This is a genomic window from Pseudomonas sp. GW821-FHT01A09 (genome assembly GCF_058986725.1).
Genome location: NZ_JBYSWB010000001.1, coordinates 326,430 through 347,113, shown reverse-complemented (window position 1 = coordinate 347,113; position 20,684 = coordinate 326,430). Strand labels below are relative to the sequence as shown.

At 62.4% G+C, this 20,684-nt stretch carries 21 protein-coding genes and 1 pseudogene; 12 read left to right on the top strand and 10 right to left on the bottom strand.

Annotated elements, in window-relative coordinates; all coding sequences use genetic code 11:
• Positions 1-5 precede the first annotated feature (5 nt).
• The 5 genes from AC3WJP_RS01535 to AC3WJP_RS01515 are packed head-to-tail and all read right to left on the bottom strand — an operon-like array spanning position 6 to position 3,711.
• Positions 6-689 carry an RraA family protein gene (locus tag AC3WJP_RS01535; RefSeq protein WP_493719466.1) on the bottom strand — a complete coding sequence of 228 codons (684 nt, stop codon included), beginning with the start codon at positions 687-689 and terminating at the stop codon, positions 6-8.
• Between the two features lie 40 nt (positions 690-729).
• The gene (locus AC3WJP_RS01530) at positions 730-1,509 is read right to left on the bottom strand and encodes an amino acid ABC transporter ATP-binding protein (protein WP_493719465.1); all 780 of its coding nucleotides are present in this window, start codon (positions 1,507-1,509) and stop codon (positions 730-732) included.
• On the bottom strand, positions 1,506-2,183 hold the full coding sequence (locus AC3WJP_RS01525) for an amino acid ABC transporter permease (RefSeq protein ID WP_493719464.1): 678 nt from the start codon (positions 2,181-2,183) through the stop codon (positions 1,506-1,508). Before AC3WJP_RS01525 ends, AC3WJP_RS01530 begins: the two co-directional genes overlap by 4 nt.
• A gap of 4 nt (positions 2,184-2,187) precedes the next feature.
• Entirely contained in the window at positions 2,188-2,835 is a 648-nt protein-coding gene (locus AC3WJP_RS01520) for an amino acid ABC transporter permease (RefSeq protein ID WP_493719463.1), read from the bottom strand.
• Between the two features lie 24 nt (positions 2,836-2,859).
• The gene (locus AC3WJP_RS01515; RefSeq protein WP_493719462.1) at positions 2,860-3,711 is read right to left on the bottom strand and encodes a transporter substrate-binding domain-containing protein; all 852 of its coding nucleotides are present in this window, start codon (positions 3,709-3,711) and stop codon (positions 2,860-2,862) included.
• A 159-nt stretch (positions 3,712-3,870) separates the two neighbouring features.
• On the opposite strand from AC3WJP_RS01515, the gene hutC reads away from it, so the two are divergent.
• Entirely contained in the window at positions 3,871-4,701 is an 831-nt protein-coding gene (gene hutC / locus AC3WJP_RS01510; protein WP_493719461.1) for a histidine utilization transcriptional repressor HutC, read from the top strand.
• Between the two features lie 57 nt (positions 4,702-4,758).
• On the opposite strand, the gene nfsA is transcribed toward hutC, so the two are convergent.
• Positions 4,759-5,580 (bottom strand): oxygen-insensitive NADPH nitroreductase, encoded by an 822-nt coding sequence (nfsA, locus tag AC3WJP_RS01505; protein WP_493719460.1) that lies wholly within the window; start codon positions 5,578-5,580, stop codon positions 4,759-4,761.
• Between the two features lie 320 nt (positions 5,581-5,900).
• On the opposite strand from nfsA, the gene AC3WJP_RS01500 reads away from it, so the two are divergent.
• From AC3WJP_RS01500 to AC3WJP_RS01470, 7 genes are all read left to right on the top strand, one after another.
• Positions 5,901-7,118, top strand: a complete 1,218-nt coding sequence (locus AC3WJP_RS01500) for an NAD(P)/FAD-dependent oxidoreductase (RefSeq protein ID WP_493719459.1) — start codon at positions 5,901-5,903, stop codon at positions 7,116-7,118.
• Positions 7,115-8,023, top strand: a complete 909-nt coding sequence (locus tag AC3WJP_RS01495) for an ABC transporter permease (protein ID WP_493719458.1) — start codon at positions 7,115-7,117, stop codon at positions 8,021-8,023. Before AC3WJP_RS01500 ends, AC3WJP_RS01495 begins: the two co-directional genes overlap by 4 nt.
• Positions 8,020-8,838 carry an ABC transporter permease gene (locus AC3WJP_RS01490; RefSeq protein WP_493719457.1) on the top strand — a complete coding sequence of 273 codons (819 nt, stop codon included), beginning with the start codon at positions 8,020-8,022 and terminating at the stop codon, positions 8,836-8,838. The genes AC3WJP_RS01495 and AC3WJP_RS01490 overlap by 4 nt, the downstream gene beginning before the upstream one ends.
• A gap of 54 nt (positions 8,839-8,892) precedes the next feature.
• Positions 8,893-9,969 carry an ABC transporter substrate-binding protein gene (locus tag AC3WJP_RS01485; protein WP_493719456.1) on the top strand — a complete coding sequence of 359 codons (1,077 nt, stop codon included), beginning with the start codon at positions 8,893-8,895 and terminating at the stop codon, positions 9,967-9,969.
• Positions 9,970-10,026: 57 nt separating this feature from the next.
• Positions 10,027-11,124, top strand: coding sequence for an ABC transporter ATP-binding protein (locus AC3WJP_RS01480; protein WP_493719455.1), 1,098 nt, complete (start codon positions 10,027-10,029; stop codon positions 11,122-11,124).
• 14 nt (positions 11,125-11,138) lie between these two features.
• Positions 11,139-12,662 (top strand): aldehyde dehydrogenase, encoded by a 1,524-nt coding sequence (locus AC3WJP_RS01475; RefSeq protein ID WP_493719454.1) that lies wholly within the window; start codon positions 11,139-11,141, stop codon positions 12,660-12,662.
• Between the two features lie 102 nt (positions 12,663-12,764).
• The gene (locus AC3WJP_RS01470) at positions 12,765-13,562 is read left to right on the top strand and encodes an IclR family transcriptional regulator (protein WP_493719453.1); all 798 of its coding nucleotides are present in this window, start codon (positions 12,765-12,767) and stop codon (positions 13,560-13,562) included.
• A 66-nt stretch (positions 13,563-13,628) separates the two neighbouring features.
• On the opposite strand, the gene AC3WJP_RS01465 is transcribed toward AC3WJP_RS01470, so the two are convergent.
• On the bottom strand, positions 13,629-14,267 hold the full coding sequence (locus tag AC3WJP_RS01465) for a dTMP kinase (protein ID WP_493719452.1): 639 nt from the start codon (positions 14,265-14,267) through the stop codon (positions 13,629-13,631).
• A 282-nt stretch (positions 14,268-14,549) separates the two neighbouring features.
• Here AC3WJP_RS01465 and AC3WJP_RS01460 point away from each other — a divergent pair, with 282 nt between their 5' ends.
• Positions 14,550-14,804, top strand: a complete 255-nt coding sequence (locus AC3WJP_RS01460) for a hypothetical protein (RefSeq protein WP_493719451.1) — start codon at positions 14,550-14,552, stop codon at positions 14,802-14,804.
• A 111-nt stretch (positions 14,805-14,915) separates the two neighbouring features.
• On the opposite strand, the gene arnT is transcribed toward AC3WJP_RS01460, so the two are convergent.
• Positions 14,916-16,562, bottom strand: a complete 1,647-nt coding sequence (gene arnT, locus AC3WJP_RS01455; RefSeq protein WP_493719450.1) for a lipid IV(A) 4-amino-4-deoxy-L-arabinosyltransferase — start codon at positions 16,560-16,562, stop codon at positions 14,916-14,918.
• Between the two features lie 432 nt (positions 16,563-16,994).
• Here arnT and AC3WJP_RS01450 point away from each other — a divergent pair, with 432 nt between their 5' ends.
• Together AC3WJP_RS01450 and AC3WJP_RS01445 are read left to right on the top strand one after the other, a co-directional pair.
• A complete protein-coding gene (locus AC3WJP_RS01450) occupies positions 16,995-17,669 on the top strand; it encodes an HAD family hydrolase (RefSeq protein WP_493719449.1) in 675 nt (224 codons plus the stop codon).
• 98 nt (positions 17,670-17,767) lie between these two features.
• Entirely contained in the window at positions 17,768-18,229 is a 462-nt protein-coding gene (locus tag AC3WJP_RS01445; RefSeq protein WP_493719448.1) for a YbaK/EbsC family protein, read from the top strand.
• A gap of 7 nt (positions 18,230-18,236) precedes the next feature.
• Here the strand turns inward: AC3WJP_RS01445 and AC3WJP_RS01440 are convergent.
• Positions 18,237-18,563: pseudogene (locus tag AC3WJP_RS01440) on the bottom strand (hypothetical protein); the annotation flags it as partial.
• 187 nt (positions 18,564-18,750) lie between these two features.
• On the opposite strand from AC3WJP_RS01440, the gene AC3WJP_RS01435 reads away from it, so the two are divergent.
• A complete protein-coding gene (locus AC3WJP_RS01435) occupies positions 18,751-19,659 on the top strand; it encodes a LysR family transcriptional regulator (RefSeq protein WP_493719447.1) in 909 nt (302 codons plus the stop codon).
• Positions 19,660-19,668: 9 nt separating this feature from the next.
• On the opposite strand, the gene AC3WJP_RS01430 is transcribed toward AC3WJP_RS01435, so the two are convergent.
• Positions 19,669-20,607 carry a cupin gene (locus AC3WJP_RS01430; protein ID WP_493719446.1) on the bottom strand — a complete coding sequence of 313 codons (939 nt, stop codon included), beginning with the start codon at positions 20,605-20,607 and terminating at the stop codon, positions 19,669-19,671.
• Positions 20,608-20,684 lie beyond the last annotated feature (77 nt).

Below are 20,684 nucleotides of genomic sequence, written 5' to 3'. Positions count from 1 at the left end.
TCGATTCAAGAGGGCCACTGCTCGAAGGTGCAGCCTTGACGGTGAAGCGTGTCGTCGATCCAGCTGCGGTCGGATGTGCCGCTGACGATGCTTGCCATTAATTGAGCTTCGTCCTTGCATTTTCGGGTTGCGGCGGCGTGGACGGCGACCACGTTGGCAAACGGAATCGCCAGCACACCATCGGCGTCGCCACACACCAAATCCCCGGGACTGATTACCATACCGTTGATGGCGATCGGCACGTTGACCTCACCAGGGCCATCTTTGTACGGCCCGCGGTGGGTGACGCCCATGGCAAAAACCGGCATGTTGCCTTTGCTTAACTCAGCACTGTCGCGAATCGCCCCGAAAATCACCAACCCACCCAGTTGACGCTGCGCCGCGTGGGCCACCATCAGCTCGCCAATGATCGCGTTGGTCAGCTCACCACCGGCATCGACCACCACGATGTCGCCGGGCTGCGCCATGTCCATGGCTTTGTGCACCATCAGGTTGTCACCCGGGCGGGTCTTGACCGTGACGGCCGTGCCTACCATTCTCGCGCCGGTATAAAACGGCCGCAGCGATGTGCCGCCAGCGCTCATGCGTGACATCGAGTCGCTCAGCGTTGCTACCGGCAAAATCCGAAAGGCATCGACCCAGGTTTCATCGACGCGACGGGACCGCTCACAGACCTTGAATCCGATCATCGGATGTACCTTCTCCAGTTGCTGCAGTCAGGTAGTGCGCCTAGAAGTCGTTCCTGGCGTGATAGGTTTTCAGAAACTGTTGAACACGCGTTTCGGTGCTTTCTTTCAACACCTGTTGCGGATGCCCGAACTGCAGGATGCGGCCGCCGTCCAGAAACGCGACCTTGTCCGCCGCCTTGGCGGCAAAGCCCATTTCGTGGGTGACGACCACCATGGTCATGCCCTCCCCGGCCAGATCGCGCATGACCTGCAGGACTTCGCCCACCAATTCAGGATCCAGCGCTGAAGTCGGCTCGTCGAACAGCATCAAGGCTGGGTCCATGGACAGCGCGCGAGCGATAGCGACACGCTGCTGCTGGCCGCCTGACAGCGCCGAGGGATAGTTGTCCGCTTTGCGCTCGAGACCGACACGGGTCAGCATGCCCCGCGCCTTGGCCAGCGCATCGGTAGAGTTCATGCGCTGCACACGCAGCAGCGGTTCAGCGACGTTTTCCAGTGCGGTCATGTGCGGCCAGAGATTGAATTGCTGGAACACCATGCCGATGCCTTTGCGCATTTCTCGCAAGGAGCCAGCGTTCATCAGCCGACGCTTGCCGCCTTTGTCCTCATAACCGATCAGCTTGCCGCCAACCAGGATTTCGCCGCTGTCATAGCTTTCCAGAAAGTTGACGCAGCGCAGCAATGTGCTTTTCCCCGAGCCGCTAGGGCCGATGAGGCAGACGACCTCGGATCGCCCGACCTGCAGGTTGATGTCCTTCAATACTTCAAGATCGCCGAAGCGCTTGCGCACGTTCGTGATCGTTACCAAAGAGTCGCTCATAACCCGCCCTTCTCTGTGCGGAGGATCAAATGCCCGTTGATATGACGTTCAGCACGTTGTCCCAGGCGTGAAAAGATCTCGATCAGCAGCCAGTAACCCAGGGCCAGCGCAAGGATCGACTGAAACGCTGCGAAGGTTTCGACGGCCATGTTCTGTACCGCGAACGTGAGGTCGCCCACGGTAATGATCGACAGCAGTGCGGTTTCCTTGCAGACGTTGATGACCATGTTGACAAGCGACGGCATGGCGGCAGTCAGTGCGCCGGGCAGGAGCACTCTGCCCACTATGGCCAAAGGGCCCATGCCCAGGCTGTTGGCCGCCTCGATCTGCCCCGCCGGGACCGCCTCAAAGCCACCGCGAAAGATTTCCGCAAAGTAGGCGCTACCGTGCAGCACCAGCACCAGAATGCCTGCGGGCAACGGATCGAGCAGCAAGCCCACCGACGGCCCGCCGTCATAGACAATGAACAGCAGTACGATCAAGGGTGTGCAGCGCATGGCTTCGATATAGAACTTGATCAGGTAACCAAGTGGCGGCGCCGCGCTGCGCCGCACCAGGGCGAGGAGCAACCCCAGGAACACGCCGCCAATCGACGCGATAACCCAGCAAAGCAAGGTGATCCACAGCCCTTGAGCAATCGCGGGCAGGTAGGACAGCATGGTTTTCATATCCATTTTTTCACCTGCGCGTCATCTTGCGTTCCAGGCATGAGCCGCAGTACGCCAGGAATAAATTGGTGATCAGATAAAACGTGCCAGCCGCCAGATAGAATTCCATCGGCCGCAAGGTGCTGGCGGCGAAGGTCTGGCTAACCCTTGTCACTTCGGCCAGCCCCACCACTGAGACCAATGACGACGCCTTGACCAGCAGGATCAGTTCGTTAGTCATCGCCGGCGTGGCCAGCCGCAACATCTGCGGCAGCAAGACTCGTCTGCCGATACTGAGCGGCGAAAACCCCAAGGCGACCCCGGCCTCCACCTGCCCTTGGGGAATGGCCGCCAGCGCGCCGCGCAACAGCTCCGCCATGTAGGCGCCGCCTACCATGCCCAGGGCGCAGATGGCTGCGACGATAGGCGTCAGATCGATGCCCGCATACGGCAAGAAGTTATAGAACACGAGCAATTGCACCAACAAAGGCACACCGCGGAAATAGCTGATGTAGAGGGCTGCCAGCCTTGAAAGTACGGCGATGCGTGTCCAGCGCATCGCGCAGATCGCCAGGCCGAGCACGGTCCCCAGCACGGTGCCCATGACCGACACCAATAGGGTCAGGCCAAAGCCTTTGAACAGGAACGGCAACGCATTGACGAGCACGTCCGATTGCATGGGCAAGCCCTCCGCCGCGCGTCGTTAAATCAATGGTTCAGGCATGACGGCAGGCAGCGCTTCGGTGCGGCCAAACCATTTCTTCTGAATCGCATCCATACGGCCGTCGGCCTTGATTTTCTGCAGCGCATCCGAGATCGCCGTGATGAAACTGGCGTCTTCAGGCTCCTTGCGACCAATGAAGCCGTAATAGGTCGAAGCACCAAAGATCGGCAGCACCACTTCGAGTGCGTCAGGCCGTTGCAATGCCGCATAGGAGACATTCGGCAACGACGTCGCGCCGGCATCCAGGCGACCGTTGGCGACGTCGGCGAAGATCTGATTCAGGTCCGCGTACTGACGCACCTGAACAGGCTTGGGCAGCGTGGCCGAATACGCCTCCACTTGCTGCTGAACGTAACTGGCCTGCACCACGCCGACTTTCTTGCCGCTCAGATCGGCAGGCTGGGTGATGTCGGCGTTGCCTTTCCTCTTGATGAAGGCGTTGCCTGAACCTGCGATCGGGCTGGTGAATGCATACTTGTGCATTCGTACTTTGGTGGCATTGATCGGCGCGCCGACGAAGTCGAACTTTTTCGCATCGAGCCCGCTCAGGACGCTAGTCCAGGGCAGGTCCTGGTAAACCATCTTGACGCCCAGTTCCTTGCCGACTTCATCGAGCAGGTCCTTGTCGACACCGGCATAGGTGCCGTTTTCCATGAAATCGAACGGCGGATAGGCCATTTGCGTGGCGACCACCATTGAACCCTCGGCTTTGATTTTCGACAGGGTGTCCGCCTGTGCGGCAGTGGCGGCGAGAAGCGCGGTGCTCAACAGCGTAATGCCGAAAACCACCGAAGAAACCTGAGAAGCGATACGACCTACCAATCCAGACATGGATCTATCCTTGCGGGAAAATGACGGCAGGTTCAGTAAGATGCAGAGCGTTCGCGGCTTCTGTGGCAGCGATGCGGTGGAGCATTTGCGGGACGACACGGCCTGTGGAGAAACCGCTTGAGGTGGCTCGAATGCCACTCGATTGGGTGGAACGAGGCCATGTCCGACGCCCCAGAATCTATCCACATCGAATTAATATGTCTATACCTATTCAATAATTTTACTGCGTGCGAGACTCTCCCGCAGGCTGTCACCGCATTGGAGTTCTTCTTGACGACCCTACATCAGCGCATCTTCAACGACATCCAGGCATCCATCCTGGACGGCACCTGGCCCCCTGGCCATCGGATCCCCTTCGAGACGGAACTGAGCGAGCGATACCAGTGCTCGCGCATGACCGTCAGCAAGGCGTTGGCGGCGCTGGCAGAGCGCGGAATGATCATCAGGCGCCGTCGTGCGGGAACCTTCGTAGCCACCCCGCTCAACCGAACGGTGATGGAAATTCAGGACATCGGGACGCAGGATCTGCTGGCGAGCCAGGTGCACAGCTACAAGATTCTGACCAATACAGTCAGCGAGTTGAGCGAAGAAGAAGCGCGAATAGCGGGGGAATCGAGCGGTGCCCGGATCAAGCGAATTCGCTGCCTGCATCGGGTCGACAATCAGCCTTATGCCCTGGAACACCGGATCATCATGCTGGACATCGTCCCGCAGGCATTGGACGAGCATTTCGAAACGCTGCCTCCAGGACAATGGATGATCGCTCAAATGCCGTGGTCCGAGGCTCGGCACGTCATCCAGGCGTTGTCTGCGGATGCCGGCACGGCGCGCTTGCTGGAAACGCGCCGACATGCAGCCTGCCTCAAATTGATACGCCAGACATTCATCAATCAGAGCACGATCAATTACACGGAAATCATTTACGTAGGCGACCGATACCAGTTCTCGGGCTCGTTCATCTCAGGGGGCCAGAGCGCAGACATCGAATGATGACAATGGCCGACGCCAGCGCCTATGGGAGCAGCTCTCAGGCTATGCGCGTCAGCTTTAGCGCAACCCGAACCCCATCTGCTTGAGCTCCTCGACCAGCGCCTCACGCCCATGCAGACTCGAAACACTGCGAAGCCGGCTGATCACCTGTTCCGACCATCCGGAAGCCTTGAGCCCCTCACGCTGATAGAACGCGCCCAAATGCTGGTCATATTCCGCGATGGCTTCGGGCTCGGTAGTGGCCGAATAGGTTTCGTGGTGAAGGACAGCGCGCTGCGGCAGTCTCGGTTTCACCTTGGCGGGTCGCTCGGTCGACGGGTATCCGACGCAGAGGCCGAACACCGGGTACACCTGAGCAGGCAACTGCAACTCTTTGGCGACCCCGTCGATGTCATTACGGATGGCGCCGATATACACGCTACCCAGGCCAAGGGACTCCAGCGCCACCACAGCGTTTTGCGCAGCCAGCGCGGCGTCGATCGTGCCGAGCAACAGGCTTTCGAGATAAGGCAGAGCCTCCAGCGCCACCTCTTGCTGCTCGGCGATCCGCGTCACCCTGGACAGGTCGGCCAGCCAGACGAAAAACAGCGGCGCCTGGTGAATGTACGCCTGATTGCCCGCGAGCGCCGACAGGCGGCTCTTTCGCTCGGTATCCTGGACCGCCACGACGCTCCACACCTGCAGGTTTGACGAGGTGGACGCTGACTGCGCTGCAGCGATCAAGGTCTCTACGGTGCCCTCAGGTAGAGGCTGATCGGTGAACGCCCGCACACTGCGGTGGTCGAGCAACTGGTCGATGGTCTCGTTCCAGGACTTGAGCGCCGCGGCGTGCGGGTTACCGTAACGAGCGGCCAATTTGGACTGGGCGTCGACTGTCATGGGGGATCTCCAAAAAGAGGTCGAGGCTAACAAATCGTCGGCGGTGCGGCACGCTTTGCCTGAAAGGTTTCATATACCGAGGGTACCAGCGCCTGCGCTGCAGCCATTCCCGCCATACCAATTACGACACCACCATCCTGCCCACGACAGGGCTGTTTGCGTCACCTCATTCATCAACCTATAAATATAGATATGGTTATATCGTTTATCGATACGGGTGATTCGTGATCGTCAGTCCTCCTCGCTTCGAATGCTTTTGGCGCCAAGGGCTGGATAGCCCGGCCGCACCAACGCCCGCGCTGCCCGGCAAGGCACGGTGCGTGATCATCGGTGCGGGCTACACCGGCCTCAACACCGCTCTGGAGCTGGCCTGCGGGGTGGGGGGTGAAGGTATCGTGGTCATCGACAGCCTGCGGGTAGGCGACGGCGCCTCGGGGCGTAATGGCGGCCAGGTGATTCCGGGGCTGAAGCTGGATCCTGATCAGCTGGTCGAGCGATTCGGGGTCGACGCTGGTGCCACCTTGATCGAAGCCGTCGGCGGCGCCGCCGACTACACCTTCAACCTGATCGAGCGCCTGGGCATCGAGTGTGAAGCGCGCCAAAGTGGCTGGGTGCAGGCCGCGCACACCGAGGGCACCCTGCGCCTGCTGAGCCAGCGCGCGCACCAATGGCAACAGGTGGGCAGCGACGTGCGCATGCTCGACCGTCGGCAAATCCAGGCCATGCTCGGCACCTCGATCTATCACGGCGCCCTGCTCGACACCCGCGCCGGGCAATTGCAACCCTACCGATACGCCTTGGGCCTTGCCGCCGCCGCCAGGGCCTGCGGCGTGATCATCGCCGAACAGACGCAAGCTTTGACGCTGCGGGCGGATGCCGGTGGATGGTTGCTGAGCACCTCGCGCGGCAACATCCGCGCCGAGCAAGTGGTCATCGCCACCAACGCCTATTCTCCGGCGCTGCTTCCCGGCCTGCCGCAAACCTATGTCACCCTGTGGAGCCTGCAGGCCGCCACCGAACCCTTGCCAGACGACCTCGCCCAGCAGGTTCTGCCGGGCGACATCGCGGTGTCGGACACCTTTCGAGTGCTGCGCTACTATCGCCGCAGCAACGACGGACGCTTGCTGCTGGGCACCCGCGGGGCCTTTCGCGACGAGCTGGGCGCGAGCGATGCGCGACGGGTGCGCGAGGAGATGCTCAGCATCTATCCGCAACTCGACCGCGTGCCGCTCAGCCACTGCTGGTGCGGCCGGGTGGCGGTACCCGCCTCGACCATCCCGTTCCTCAGCCAGCCGGCGCCGGGCGTCACTGTCGCGCTGGGCTATTACGGCCGTGGGGTGGCGATGGCCACACGCATGGGCGGCTTCGTCGCGGCCTTGGTCAATGGCTTGCCCGCCGAACAGAGCGCGTACCCCGTGCTGCCTTACAAGCCATATCCCATCGCGCCCCTGCACCGCACCGCTGCCCGCCTGACGGCCAATGTGATGCGCATGCGCGATCTGCTCGAGCGCCGACTGCGTGCGGGAGGCGGCTCATGATCCCGGCCAGCTCTCATACCAGCTCCGCAAAGATCAACGCCGCCATACCGGTGCGGCGCGCCAGCCGTGGCTTCGACCTGTTCCTCAACCTGCCGGGCGGGCTGATCACCAGCACCCTGATTCTGTTCACCATGGGCCTGCTGGTGTACCTGAGCCTGCGGGTCAATGACGGGCAGGTCATCGGCAGCGCCTTCACGGCAGACAATCTGCTGCGTGCGCTAAGCGACCCACTCACCCGCACGGTGCTGCTGCGCTCCATCCTGTTGTCGGCGATCGTTACCGTGGTCACTGTGGTACTCGCCTACCCGGTGGCCTGGTACCTGGCCTTTCATGCCGGCAAGCGGCGCAACCTGTTGCTGTTTTTGATCAGCCTGCCGTTCTGGACCAGCTATCTGCTGCGCGTGTTCGCCTGGAAAATCGTGCTGGCCTACAACGGCGTGCTCAACTCCAGCCTCATGGCAACGGGGCTGACCGACGCGCCGTTGACCGGCTTGCTCAACACACCCACGGCGGTGGTGGTGGTACTTGCCCACGCCTATGCCGCCTTCGCGGTGCTGCCGATCTACATCTGCCTCAACGGTCTGGCGCGCAACCTGCTGGAAGCCGCCGCCGACCTCGGCGCGCGGCCGCGGCAGAGCTTCGTGCGAGTGGTGTTGCCGTTATCGATGCCCGGCGTGCTGTCGGCGGCATTGGTGGTGTTCGTGCCGACCGTCGGCGACTACGTCACCCCGGCGCTGGTGGGTGGCCCCGCCAGCTCGATGATCGGCACGCTGATTCAGGCGCAGTTCGGCAAGGCCAACGACTGGACCGCCGGCGCTGCGCTGGCGGTGGTCAGCATGGTGGCAATTGCCCTGGTGGTGTTGCTGACAAGGGCGCTGGTGCAGCGCTGGGTGGAGCCAAGATGAACCTGACACTACCCCGCCCCGCGCGTCGTGGCCGCTGGCTCGGCCTTTACGTGCTGCTGTACCTGGCGTTCCTGTATTTGCCGACGCTGTTGATTCCAGTGTTTTCGTTCAATGACTCGATCGCTCCGGTTTTCCCGTTGAAGGGTTTTACCCTGCAGTGGTACGCCAGCTTGTTCGACAACCCGCGCCTGGGCGAAGCGGCGTTGAACAGCCTGATCGTGGCGTGCGCCGCGGCGGCCATCAGCACCCTGGTCGGCAGCCTGATCGCCTACGCCGACTTGCGCCGCAGCGGCCCGCTCAGCAACGCCATCTCACTGCTCGCGCGCCTGCCGATCTTGCTGCCGGGGGTGGTGCTGGGCATCGCCCTGCTGGTGGGTGTGAATCTGATCGGCCCGGGTCCTTCCCTGGGCGCGATCATCATCGGCCATGTGTGTTTTTGCCTGCCCACCGCCGTGGTGGTGATGCGCAGTCGCTTTGCCGCCTTCCCGCGCAGCCTCGAAGAAGCCGCCATGGACCTGGGTGCCGATGAGTGGACCACCCTGCGCCGCATCGCCCTGCCCCTGGCGCTGCCCGGGCTGGTGTCGAGTTTCATGCTGGCGTTCATCACCTCGTTCGACGAGTTCATCGTGGCGTTCTTTCTGGTGGGTACCGAACCGACACTGCCGATCTACATCTGGAGCCAGTTGCGTTTTCCCAAACAACTGCCCTCGGTCATGGCCCTGGGCAGCCTGATTCTGCTGGTCTCGGTGGTACTTGCCGCCGCAGCCGAAGCACTGCGTCGTCGCGGCATTGCGCCGCCTGCCAAAGCTCGCTGATTCACCCAACGCGTTCAACCGGTCAGACCCTTTGCCGAATCCTCTGGAGGTCACATGAAAATCCGCACAATCGCTACACGCTCGTGGGTCGTGGGGCTGGCGGCGTTCGCCTTGAACGCCGCCGTGTTGCAGGGGGCGCTGGCCGACGACAGCGGCAACCTGAGTTATTTCACCTGGTCGGGGTATGAACTGCCGGAGTTTCATCCCGCGTTCGAGGCGGCACATCCCAAAAAGGTCGACATCACCGTGTTCGGAGACGATGACGATGCCCTGTCCAAGGCGCGTGCGGGCTTTCACCCCGATCTCGCTCACCCGTGCTACGACAAGCTGGAGCGCTGGAAGCAGGCCGGCCTGATCCAGCCGCTGGACAAGTCGCGGCTGAAGAACTTCGACCAGATCTTCCCGGTCCTGCAAAAGCTGCCGGGCATCGTCGACGCCGACGGCAAGGTGTGGATGGTGCCGTGGGACTGGGGCAATACCTCGATCCTGTACCGTACCGACCTGGTGAAAAACCCCGAAGCCAGCTGGAAGATGCTGTTCGACAAGCAATACGCCGGCCGCATCGCCACCATCGACGCGGTGCACGACACACCGCTTGTGGCCGCCCTGCTCGCCGGTGTCGACCCGTTCAGCAAGCTGACCCCGGAGCAACTGGACAAGGTCGGCGCGGTGCTGCGCCAGCAACGTCCGCTGGTGACCACCTACACCACCGACATGACCTCGATGGAACAGTCGCTGGCCAGCGGCGAACTGGTCGCGGCCATGGCCTGGAACGCGTCGGCCACGGCGCTTAAAAAGCAGAACGTGCCGGTGGCGTTCATGAAGCCCAAGGAAGGCATGCTGACCTGGGTGTGCGGCATGGTCATGCTCAAGGACGCCAAGCATGTCGATCTCGCCTATGACTTCATCAATGCCCGCCTGGCGCCGGAATCGGGTGAAAAACTGATCAACGAATACGGCTACGGCAGTGCCAGTCAGGCGGCGTTTGCCCGCGTGCCCGCCGCCAAGCTTGAAGAGCTGCAATTGCCCAACGACCCCGAAACCATGCTCAAGGACACTGTGCTGACCAGGCCGATCCCGAGCAATGACGAACTCGCCAAGCTGTTCGAGCGGGTCAAGGCCGGTGGTTGAGTCGCGCCTGAATCCACAACACCGCATCGACGAGGCAGTGCACAGGAGAACCGGGTCATGAGCTATCCATCCGTGGTCAGTCTCAAGGGTGTCAGCAAGCGCTACAGCGAAAAGGTGCTGAGCGTCGATGCCATCGACATGGATATCGCCCCCGGCGAGTTCATCAGCCTGCTTGGCCCCTCGGGGTGCGGCAAGACCACCACCCTGCGAATGATCGCGGGCTTCGAGCAACCCACGGCCGGCCGGGTGCTGATCGATGGCCAGGACCTGACCGAGGCGCCGCCCTACGGCCGGCCGGTGAACACGGTGTTTCAGGATTACGCGCTGTTTCCCCACCTCAACGTCAGCGACAACGTCGGTTTCGGCCTGAGCCTGACCAAGGTGCCGGCGGCCCAGGCACGCAAGCGCATTGCCGACATGCTCGAACTGGTGGGCCTGGCCGACAAGGCCCGGGCCCGCATCCACGAGCTTTCCGGCGGTCAGAAGCAACGCATCGCCATGGCTCGGGCGCTGGTATGCCAACCCCGCGTGCTATTGCTCGACGAGCCCTTGTCGGCGCTGGATGCGCATCTGCGCCAGCACATGCAGGTGGAGCTCAAGCGCCTGCAATCCAGCCTGGGCACCACGTTCGTGATGGTCACCCACGACCAGATCGAGGCGTTGTCGATTTCCGATCGTATCGCGGTGATGCACAAGGGCCGCATCGAACAGATCGCCAGCCCTGATGCGTTGTACGACTCGCCCGAGTCGGCCTTCGTCGCCGGTTTCATCGGTGCCAGCAACCTGCTGCACGGCCAGGTGCTGCACAGCAGTGGCTACCAGGCCACCGTCGGTATCGGTGCCTTGCAATTGGTAGCCCGCACCCGTGGACCGCTGGCGTGCGGCAGTGCCGTGACGGTGTCGTTGCGCCCTGAGGACCTGCGCCTGCAAGCACCTGGCGCCGATGCATCGGCGCTGGGCACCGGGCGTGTCCTGCAACGGCTGTTTCATGGTCGTGCCCTGCGCCTGCACATCAGCTTGCCCGGCATCGACAGCCTGACCCTCGACGTGTCCCGCGAGTCGGCGACGGGGCAAGCGCTCTACCCCGGCGACGAGATCGCCCTGTCTATCCAGCCCGGCGCCGCGTGCGCGTTCGCCGCCCTTGAATCCCTTTGACGGAGCAACCTGGCATGTCTCATCTGGACCCAAACCTGGCGCAACTGAGCGCCGCCGATTGGCAGCAACGCGCCGAGCGTCTTGAATACCACGTCGACAACCTGATCGACGGGCAACGCCGGCCAGCCTTGTCGGGCGCGACGTTCGAGGTCCTCAACCCGGCCACCGGGCACGGCCACACCCATGCCCCGCGCAGTGCCGTGGAAGACGTCGACCTGGCGGTCAAGGCGGCCCGGCGCGCCTATCGCAGTGGCGGCTGGTCGCGCCTGGCGCCCCGTGAGCGCATGGCCGTGCTGTACCGGTTCGCCGACCTGATCGAAGCCCATACCGAGCAGTTGGCCCTGCTCGATACCCTCGACGTGGGCAAGCCGATCAGTGACATGCTCAACGTCGACGTGCCCGGCTCGGTGTTGTCGTTTCGCTTCTTCGCCGAAACCATCGACAAGCTCGAAGGCGCGGTCACCAGCACCACCCCCGAGGCACTGCACTACATTCTTCGCCAGCCGCTGGGCGTGGTGGGGCTCATCGTGCCGTGGAACTACCCCTTGCTGATGGCCGCCTGGAAGCTCGCTCCAGCCCTGGCCATGGGTAACGCCGTGGTGCTCAAGCCCGCCGAGCAATCTCCGAGCAGCGCGGTGCTGCTGGCCGAACTGTTTTTGCAGGCAGGCGGACCGCCGGGCATCTTCAACGTGGTGCAGGGCTTTGGCGCCGAAGCCGGCGCCGCACTGGCGCTGCACATGGACGTCGACAAGATCGGCTTCACCGGCTCGGTGGAGATCGGCAAGTTGATGCTGGTGTATGCCGGGCAGTCGAACATGAAGCGCGTGACCACCGAATGCGGGGGCAAGAGCCCGCAGATCATCCTCGAAGACGTCAGCGACTTCGACCGAGCCGTGACCTACGCCATCAACGGCATCTATGCCAATCAGGGCGAAGTGTGCAACGCCGGCTCGCGGATTCTGGTGCAGGAGTCGATCTACGACCGCTTCGTCGAGCGCTTCAGCGAACTGGCGCCCAGCCTGTACGTGCCCGGCAATCCACTCGACCCGGCCACGCGCATGGGCTCGCTGGTGTCGTTCGAGCAGCAACAGCGCGTGCTCGGCTATGTCGAGCAGGCTCGCAGTGAAGGGGCGCGATTGATGTTCGGCGGCGACATCCCGACGGCGCTGGCCCATGGCGCCTACGTCAACCCGGCTCTGTACGCCGATGTCACGCCTGGCATGACCCTGGCCCGCGAAGAGGTGTTCGGCCCGGTGGCCGCCGCCATACGGGTCAAGGACCTGGAGCAGGCATTGGCCATCGCCAACGATTCGATCTACGGCCTGGCCGCTTCGGTCTGGACCCGCGACATCGACCGCGCGCTGACCTTTGCCCGCGATATCGAGGCAGGCATCGTCTGGGTCAACTGCTTCGACCATGGCGACATGACCCAACCCTGGGGCGGTTTCAAGCAGTCGGGTAACGGCCGTGACCGCTGCCTGGAAGCCCTGACCCAATACTCGCAGACCAAATCGGTGTGGGTGCACCTGGGCGGCTGAGCCGCGTTAAACTGCGCCCCACGCAGCATCCCGTGCGGCCCGCTATCTGTCGGCGCGTGCTAGCCTCTGCGGCTCGCGCGCCCCTATCTGCTCAGAGGACTCATGACTTCACCCGAGAAATCCCCGTTGTTCGCCAGCACCCTGGCGCGCGGCCTGGAAGTGATCAACGCCTTCCGCGCCGGCCGCCCGAGCATGAACCTGCCGGAGCTGGCTGCAGCCACCAACATGACCAAAAGCGCCGCCCAGCGCTTTGCCTATACCCTCGAAACCCTCGGCTACTTGCGCAAGGACCCGCAAAGCAAGCGCTACCAATTGACCCCGCGCGCGCTCTCGCTCGGCTTCGGCTTTTTGCAGACCGACAGCCTGATCGACCGTGCGACGCCCTACCTGCACCAGCTCAATCGCGAATGCCATGAGAGCTGCAACCTCTCGGAGCCCGACGCCAACGACATGATTTTCGTGGCGCGCTTTCCCAGCCACAACCAGGTGATGATCCCCATGCCTCTGGGGCTGAGCCTGCCGATGTATTGCACGGCGTCAGGGCGTGCCTGGCTGTCGCACATCGACCCCTTGGCCGCACAGGAGAGGCTGGAACGGATGCCGCGACCGGCCCATACCAGCAGCACCCTGACCGAGCTGGCGCCGTTACTGGAGGAAGTGGCCAAGGCGCGGGAACAGGGCTACGCGATCATCGACGGCGAATACTTTCCGGGAGATATCAGCCTCGCCGCACCGATCGTCGATGCCGCGGGCGTTGCCTTGGGCGCCGTGAATATCTCCGTGCCTGCCAGCCGCTGGCGCTTCGAGGATGCCCGCGAGCAACTGGTGCCGGCCTTGATCGAGACCGCCCGAGCAATCTCCGCCGCCGGCGTGAGCCAGCGGGCCGGGGGTTATCGCTGAGCAATCAGGACGCTTCCCGCGTGCCATCCCTCGAACGGCAATAGCCGCACTGCATCAAGGTGCAAGTCAGAGGCTGCGAATGTCAGCCTCGGGCAGTCGAAGCACCTGATGAATCTCGGCAACCACCTGTTTCGCCGCCTCATCGACCGAACCTTCGTTGCGGCACAGGACCCAGCCCTGTTCGGCGACCGCTTGTTCGAACGCCTCGGTACAAGCCGCTTGCTCTTGCAGACTATGCAGCACGGTACTCCCCAGCCCCCGGTTGCGTGCCGCCGCCCTTGCCCAGGAAATTTGCGCTGCGGTGACCACTCCGACATGCAGGTCTGGCACTCGCACGTTGTGTTCAATGTTCAACTGGAGAATCCGGGCAAATGGGATTGTCCGGCGAAATGCGGCATCGGACGGGTACCAGCGATCGATCAAGATAATGCTGCCGGGTGGCTGTGCGGGCAGCACGTGCTGGGAGATCCAATGACGGCTTTGGGCAAAACGCTCACACACCAGCCACTCCAGGTCGGGGTCGGGGTCGCGCACCAGCCGGTTGACCAGCGCCATGGTTTCACCCCGGAAGGGATCGCTTTTCCTCTCGCAGAGGCGGACCACTTTCTTGCCATCCGCCCGCAATGCTTTGGTGACGGCCTCCAGCAGTGTGGTTTTGCCAGTGCCTTTTGGCCCATCCAGAGAAACGAACAGCGGACGATTCATCGTTCAGATAACCTGCTTCACGTCTGGGGTAGAAGCCCCAGCAACAATCCGGCGCATTATTGCATCGCAATGTGTGCTTTCGGCAGCGCTGCCGGGTGATCAGCGCGAAGGTGCTGCATTTACTGGGTGATCGATGACCAGATCGAACAGCGAATTTTTGCGCATGACGGGTGCCGGGATCACCCGCATCAATATCCCCTATGTCCCCGAGTGGTTTTTCCTGGCCGGTCGAGGCCCGTAGAGTGAGCCCCATGCACTTAACCACTGTTCTGGAGCTCAACCATGAAATCGATCCTCGCCCTCAGCCTCGCCCTTAGCGCAGTCGCCGCCACCAGCGCTTTCGCCACGCCTCAGCAAGTTGCCAGCCACGCGCAAGTCGCAGTGGTTCAGGACGGCACGCAGTTCGTTCGCGATCTCAAACAACCTGTGGCCGCCGACGGCAGCGAACGCGTCATAGCCCGCCAGCATGATGATCAGGCGCCTGTCTATGTCGCCGAAGTCCGTCACGAGTTCGGTTCGCGCTATCAGCGTTATTGATTCATGCGGCAATCCATACGCCCGGCCCCTGAATCCGGGCTTTTTCATGTCTGCAGAGGCTGGTGGCCCTATTGCGGCGCCGCGGGATGGATGTGCCTGCAGCGCCAGCGATCAAGGCTTCTGATCATAGATCAGAATGACCACCGAGCCCTTTTGGTAGCGTTTGCCATCGGTGGGCAGCAAGTCCAGTTCCCGCTGCTCGTCGGCTCCCTTGATGCGCATCGCTACCCCCACGCTGCCTTGCCTGCGCGCGTCGCTTAGCCAATCCAGCACCTGGTCCATGGTGACGGAGCGCCCCGCGGCGTCGGGATAACTCAAGCCGTACTTGGTCTCGCCGGCGGTGTTGTAGAGCGTGATATCAGGATCGCGCATGTGCCACGCCAACGCTGACGCAGTGCCCAATTCGTTGCTCAGCAGACTGTGAACACCTTTGAGTTCGGCAGTGTGCTCGGCGATGAACACATCAGGCGTCTTGTTCACTACCACGCGTCCAGGCAGCGCCGCTGGCGCCAACGCGAGCATGGTGCACATCGCCACGGCCGGTGCGGCCCAGAGGCGTACAGGTCGCCAGATCGCCAGCGCGTTGAGGGCCACCCAAGCGCCCAGCGCGAGCACCAGCAGCGCCAATTGACCAGGCTCGTCTACATAGATCGGGCGCGTGATCTGCAGCCACCCGAGGACCGCCAGTCCGACCATGCCCAACGAAACATTGAGCGCGGCGTTGATGCGCAGAGCCTTCGGCCTGCCCTCGCGCACTGCCATGATCAAACGATGACCCAGCAATAACCCCAGCGGCAGCATGCACGGCATGATGTAGGACGGCAGCTTGCCCTTGGCAACGCTGAAGAACACCAGCGGCAGCAAGAACCACAACCACAGGAACACCATGGCTGGATTGGCCCGTGCCCTGAGGCCCTGGCTGAACGTACCTGGCAGCAAAGCGATCCAGGGCAGACTGCTGACCAGCACTAAGGGCAGGTAATACCACCAGCCTTCGGCATGCTGGGCATCTTCGCCGGCGAAGCGACGGATGTGCTCATCCCAGAAGAAGTACCGCCAGAAATCCGCTTCCTGCGCATGGATGGTCAAGGCCCACGGCAACGAAATCAGCCCCGCGACCACCACCGCGACGCAACCAAATCGCAGCAGCTCGACAAAGCGCCGTTGCCAGATCATATAGGGCACGGCCACCAGCACCGGCAGCAACAGGGCGAGGAACCCCTTGGTCATGAAGCCCATGCCGCAGGCAACGCCAAGCAATGCCCAGGCACCCAGCCGCCCACCCTTGCTGCGGTGATCGAAGGCCAACCACAAGGCCACGCCTGCCAGGTTCATCCACAGCGTGAACTGCGGATCGAGATTGGCATAACCCGAACCGGCCGCGATCAGCGCCAGGCTCATGTACACCACCGCGCACGCGAAGCTGGTGCGCCAGTCGTTCCACAGGCGACCCGCCACCGCATAGGCGAGCCACACGCTGATACCCAGGCTCAACGCGGAGGCGATCCGCACACCGAACAGATTCTGGCCGAAGATGGCTTGGCCCACGGCGATCATCCAGTATCCGGCAGCAGGCTTTTCGAAATAGCGCAGGCCCATGAAGTGCGGCGTCGCCCAGTGCCCGCTCAAGAGCATTTCCTGGCTGATCTGTGCATAGCGTGTTTCGTCGGGTATCCACAGCCCATGGAACGCCAGTGGGGTCAGATAGAACACGACGCACGCGAGCAGCAGCAAAGGCAGTACCCAGCGTTGTTTCATGCCTGGCATCGTGGGACCCCACCTTGCAAATGGACAGGATCGAGTTTTATGCAACGGTCTACAGACATGGCTATCCCTAACGTTTTTTATCAAGTGGCAGTGGGCACGAAGGTGCCGCCGGACAGCCTATCCAGAACCAATTCCAGTTCAACTAAATTGTTGAATATTAAACGTTTTCTTACATTTATTATGCGCAATACCCTGCGTGCCGCCCGGGGAAATAGACAACGCCCACGGTCAATGCCGAGCATGCTCTGCAGGCGTGCGAGGCGTCGTCCAGGGCGGCCGGAAGATAGAAACAACCGGATGGAGCCTCGGTGAAAGCCGTGTCAAAGATTTGTATGGAAGTGCATGGCATGCCATCGCGTTGGAACCTACTCGCCTGGCGCTTTCTCTAGATGAACACCCTCGCTAGATAACGGATAAGCCCCCATGCGCGAAAAAACCTCGTTCATCTTCGATCTCGACGGCACCTTGACCGACAGCGTCTACCAGAACGTTGCCGCCTGGAAAGAAGCCCTCGATGCCGAAAACATCCCGCTGGCCATGTGGCGCATTCACCGCAAGATCGGCATGAGCGGCGGCCTGATGCTGAAAAACCTGTCCCGGGAAACCGGTCTCGACTTGACCGACGCTCAGGCCCAGCGGCTGAGCGAGCGTCACAGCGAAGCCTACGAGCGGCTGCAGAGCCAGATCATCGCCTTGCCGGGTGCCACCGACCTGTTGCGCACCCTCACCCAGGAGAATCTCCAATGGTGCATCGCCACCAGCGGCGAGATGGCCACCGCGCAAATCAACCTCAAGGCCCTCGGCCTGAACGCCAAGGACATCACCCTTGTCACCCGCGATGACGTCAAGCAAGGCAAGCCTGATCCTGCCCTGTTCATGGCCGGCGCCGACAAGATGGGCGTGGCCATCGAAGAGTGTCTGGTGATAGGTGATGCGATCTGGGACATGCTCGCGGCCCGGCGCGCCAAGGCAACCGGGATCGGTCTGTTGTCCGGTGGCTACGATGTCAGCGAACTGGAACGCGCCGGTGCGTTGCGGGTATACGACGACCCGTTGGACCTGCTGAACCATCTCGACGAGGTCGCTTCATACGCGTGACGCCGCTCGGTGCAGCCCGTTTCAGGTGCCCACTGCGCCAATAGGCAAATGGCCATGTTATGGTATCCGCGTTTTGGCTACCCCTACATGGAGATGCAATGAGCCTGGAAACCGTCAAATCCTTCCTCGCGGCAAATGCCCCGGAGCTTTCGGTCATCGAACTGCCCGAGAGCACCGCCACCGTTGCCCTGGCCGCTGCCGCCCATAACGTCGAACCCGGGCAGATCGCCAAGTCGCTGTCGCTGCGGGTCAACGACCGGATCATCCTGATCGTGACCCGCGGCGATGCGCGCCTGGACAACAAGAAGTTCAAGGCGTACTTCGGGGTCAAGGCGAAGATGCTCGACACCAGTGACGTGGAAGAGCACACCAGTCACCCCGTGGGTGGCGTCTGCCCGTTCGGCCTGCCGGCATCGGTGGCGGTGTATTGCGATGTGTCGCTGCAGGCCTACGACGAGGTGTTGCCCGCCGGTGGCGCGATCAATGCCGCGGTGCGTGTGCCCCCGCAACGTATGGCTGAGCTGGTGAATGCGCAGTGGATTGATGTGGCGCAGGCTTGAGCGTCTCCTTGCGCGCCACTCGGTAGTGGATGCAGCCATCGTAGAAGGTGTCGTGCACCACCACCGGCTTGGCCCGCGAAGCGCTGTCGAAGGTCTGTTCGGTGATGCCCAGCGCCATGCTGCGCATCCAGCTTTTGCTGAACGAGAGGGTCTGGATCTTTTGCGCCGCGGCGTAACGGGACACCCCGGACAATTTCAGCTCCTGAGCCCTGGCGGCGGTGCCGGCGCCCCAACTGCACATGAAGCGATCATCGGGCCGAACATCTCTGGCTTGAGCGCACAGGCTGACGCCGGTCAGTGCGAAACCCGCTAGCGTAATCATGACACTTCGCATTTAATCCCTGCTCCAACCGACTGAAAGTGCGGCGATTTTGTCTGCATGGAAACGCCTTGGGGGCCAGCATTTTGCCTGCTATCGCCAATAAACCAGGCGCGGCCGCCATGATCGCGATGGATCCCGGTTATGCGATAGTGGCACTCCCGCCTCCTGTGGAGGCACCGCACTAGGTGAAGGAACTGGCATGGATTACTTCGCGGTGCTTACGGCTTTCGTCGAGGCTGCCCGCCTGAACAACTTCTCTCGAGCCGCCGAGCGCCTCGGGATGAAGGCCTCTACCGTCTCGCGCTACGTCAAGGATCTCGAAGCCGATCTGGGTATTGCGCTGTTCAACCGCTCGACCCGGGCGCTGAACCTGACCGAGGGCGGCCAGACCTTTCTGCTGCATGCGGTCAAGGTGCTGCAGGCGCTCGAGGAGGCCAGATTCGCTGCCGCCTCGCTCAATCACCAACCGCGCGGCGTGCTGCAACTCAACGCGCCGCCGGCTTTCACCCGCCACCATATCGTGCCGGCGCTGGAGGATTTCCGTGTTCAGTGCCCCCAGGTACAGGTTCGGATCAGCTGCGAGGAAAGCCAGGTCAACCTGATCGATGCCGGGGTCGATCTGGCCATCAGGATCGGCAGCCTGGCGGATTCGACCCTCAAGGCGCGCAAGATTGCCGATGTGCAATGGCTGTTGTGCGCGTCTCCCGAGTACCTGCAACGTGCAGGACGCGCCGATCACCCCCAACAGCTGCGGGGCCACCGCTTCATCGCGGGCAAGGCCGATCCCCTCACCCTCCTCTGCAACGGGCAACACGAATCCGTCAGCGAGCATTACGCCCCCGATGTGGTGATCAACGATATCGAGGCGAGGCTCATCGCCGCCAGCACCGGTGCCGGCGTGGCGTTATTGCCCTCCTGGCTGGTGGGCCCGGCGTTGCGCGACGGGGTGCTGGTTCAGGTAATGGAAGACTGGCAGTGCGCACCCGCGAGTGAACCCGCCGCGCTGTGGTTCGTCTATCCGCCCAAGCGCATCGTCTCCTCGAAGGTGCGCAGCTTTATCGACTTCATGGCGGCGCGCATCGGCACGCCACCGTACTGGACGCTGTAAGCCGGGTGTTCAGGTGAAGCGAATGTCCAGCGAACGCAGATACGTCTGCAGCCCGGCATCCTGGATCGGGATGAGAAAGGCCTCCTCGTTCGATTCGTTGAAATGCGCGTGCCAGTAGCCCGGCGGGGTCACGAACGCCAGCCCCGGCTGCCAATCCACCCGGGTAGGGTTCTTGATGTTGCCTTGTTCATCGACCTGCGTACCGACCAAGGTGTAGCAGCCGGCCGGGCAGTCGATGATGAAATCCAGCGCGATGGACTGGTGCCGATGGGGCTTCTGTACCGCCCCGGCCGGAACTATCCCGTACATCGCCCACAGCACGTGGGTCACAGTGCGGGTCTGGGGGAAGTTGCGGTTGCCCAACAGGATGCTCACGCGGCTGCGATCCTTGGCGCGCGGATCCTCGGCGGCTTCGCGCAGCTTGGCGTTGGCCACCTCCGCGGGATAGAGCGTCGGCTGGAAGCGATCCTCGGTCGGTGCCACCCCCAGGTAGCGCAGCAGCGGCTCGTCATGCACGTAATAGAAACGCGCATCGGCGCTGGCCTCGAGTTGCGTGATCAGCCGTCCTGGCAAGGCAATGAAACAGCCTTTGCTCCACTCCAAAGACGTGTCGCCGTAAGCCAGGGTTCCGGCGCCTTCGATCACATAGAGCACCTGCGAGGTCGCATTGGGTTGCAGCGCCAGTCGATCGCCGGCGTTGAGGCGGATGAAGTTGGCAATCAGACCCGGCCCCGTCGCCGGCCCTTCACAGCCCAGTTCCTCGCTCAAATCCAGAGGGATCACCCGCGACTCGCCCTGCGCGCACAACATCGCCGGGAAGGTTTTATACGGGATTGGCGAGATGATTTTCGCAGCGATGGGGTTGGCCGCTTTGCTGTACTCGAAGTACTCGGCTTCGGCTTCATAGAGCGGACTGTCGATGGCGATCGCTTGCAGGGATGCGTTCACGGTGAGGACCTCAGGGCTGTCATGGGTGTGAGCCCACTGTAGGTAAACAGCCCGGTGCGATTAAGCCCCCCAATGGC

Bases quoted from the DNA above. Each gene is read 5' to 3' on its own strand.
- AC3WJP_RS01535 (WP_493719466.1), bottom strand. From the start codon at position 689: ATGATCGGATTCAAGGTCTGTGAGCGGTCCCGTCGCGTCGATGAAACC.
- AC3WJP_RS01530 (WP_493719465.1), bottom strand. From the start codon at position 1,509: ATGAGCGACTCTTTGGTAACGATCACGAACGTGCGCAAGCGCTTCGGC.
- AC3WJP_RS01525 (WP_493719464.1), bottom strand. From the start codon at position 2,183: ATGGATATGAAAACCATGCTGTCCTACCTGCCCGCGATTGCTCAAGGG.
- AC3WJP_RS01520 (WP_493719463.1), bottom strand. From the start codon at position 2,835: ATGCAATCGGACGTGCTCGTCAATGCGTTGCCGTTCCTGTTCAAAGGC.
- AC3WJP_RS01515 (WP_493719462.1), bottom strand. From the start codon at position 3,711: ATGTCTGGATTGGTAGGTCGTATCGCTTCTCAGGTTTCTTCGGTGGTT.
- hutC (WP_493719461.1), top strand. From the start codon at position 3,871: ATGTCCGACGCCCCAGAATCTATCCACATCGAATTAATATGTCTATAC.
- nfsA (WP_493719460.1), bottom strand. From the start codon at position 5,580: ATGACAGTCGACGCCCAGTCCAAATTGGCCGCTCGTTACGGTAACCCG.
- AC3WJP_RS01495 (WP_493719458.1), top strand. From the start codon at position 7,115: ATGATCCCGGCCAGCTCTCATACCAGCTCCGCAAAGATCAACGCCGCC.
- AC3WJP_RS01490 (WP_493719457.1), top strand. From the start codon at position 8,020: ATGAACCTGACACTACCCCGCCCCGCGCGTCGTGGCCGCTGGCTCGGC.
- AC3WJP_RS01485 (WP_493719456.1), top strand. From the start codon at position 8,893: ATGAAAATCCGCACAATCGCTACACGCTCGTGGGTCGTGGGGCTGGCG.
- AC3WJP_RS01480 (WP_493719455.1), top strand. From the start codon at position 10,027: ATGAGCTATCCATCCGTGGTCAGTCTCAAGGGTGTCAGCAAGCGCTAC.
- AC3WJP_RS01475 (WP_493719454.1), top strand. From the start codon at position 11,139: ATGTCTCATCTGGACCCAAACCTGGCGCAACTGAGCGCCGCCGATTGG.
- AC3WJP_RS01470 (WP_493719453.1), top strand. From the start codon at position 12,765: ATGACTTCACCCGAGAAATCCCCGTTGTTCGCCAGCACCCTGGCGCGC.
- AC3WJP_RS01465 (WP_493719452.1), bottom strand. From the start codon at position 14,267: ATGAATCGTCCGCTGTTCGTTTCTCTGGATGGGCCAAAAGGCACTGGC.
- AC3WJP_RS01460 (WP_493719451.1), top strand. From the start codon at position 14,550: ATGAAATCGATCCTCGCCCTCAGCCTCGCCCTTAGCGCAGTCGCCGCC.
- arnT (WP_493719450.1), bottom strand. From the start codon at position 16,562: ATGAAACAACGCTGGGTACTGCCTTTGCTGCTGCTCGCGTGCGTCGTG.
- AC3WJP_RS01450 (WP_493719449.1), top strand. From the start codon at position 16,995: ATGCGCGAAAAAACCTCGTTCATCTTCGATCTCGACGGCACCTTGACC.
- AC3WJP_RS01445 (WP_493719448.1), top strand. From the start codon at position 17,768: ATGAGCCTGGAAACCGTCAAATCCTTCCTCGCGGCAAATGCCCCGGAG.
- AC3WJP_RS01435 (WP_493719447.1), top strand. From the start codon at position 18,751: ATGGATTACTTCGCGGTGCTTACGGCTTTCGTCGAGGCTGCCCGCCTG.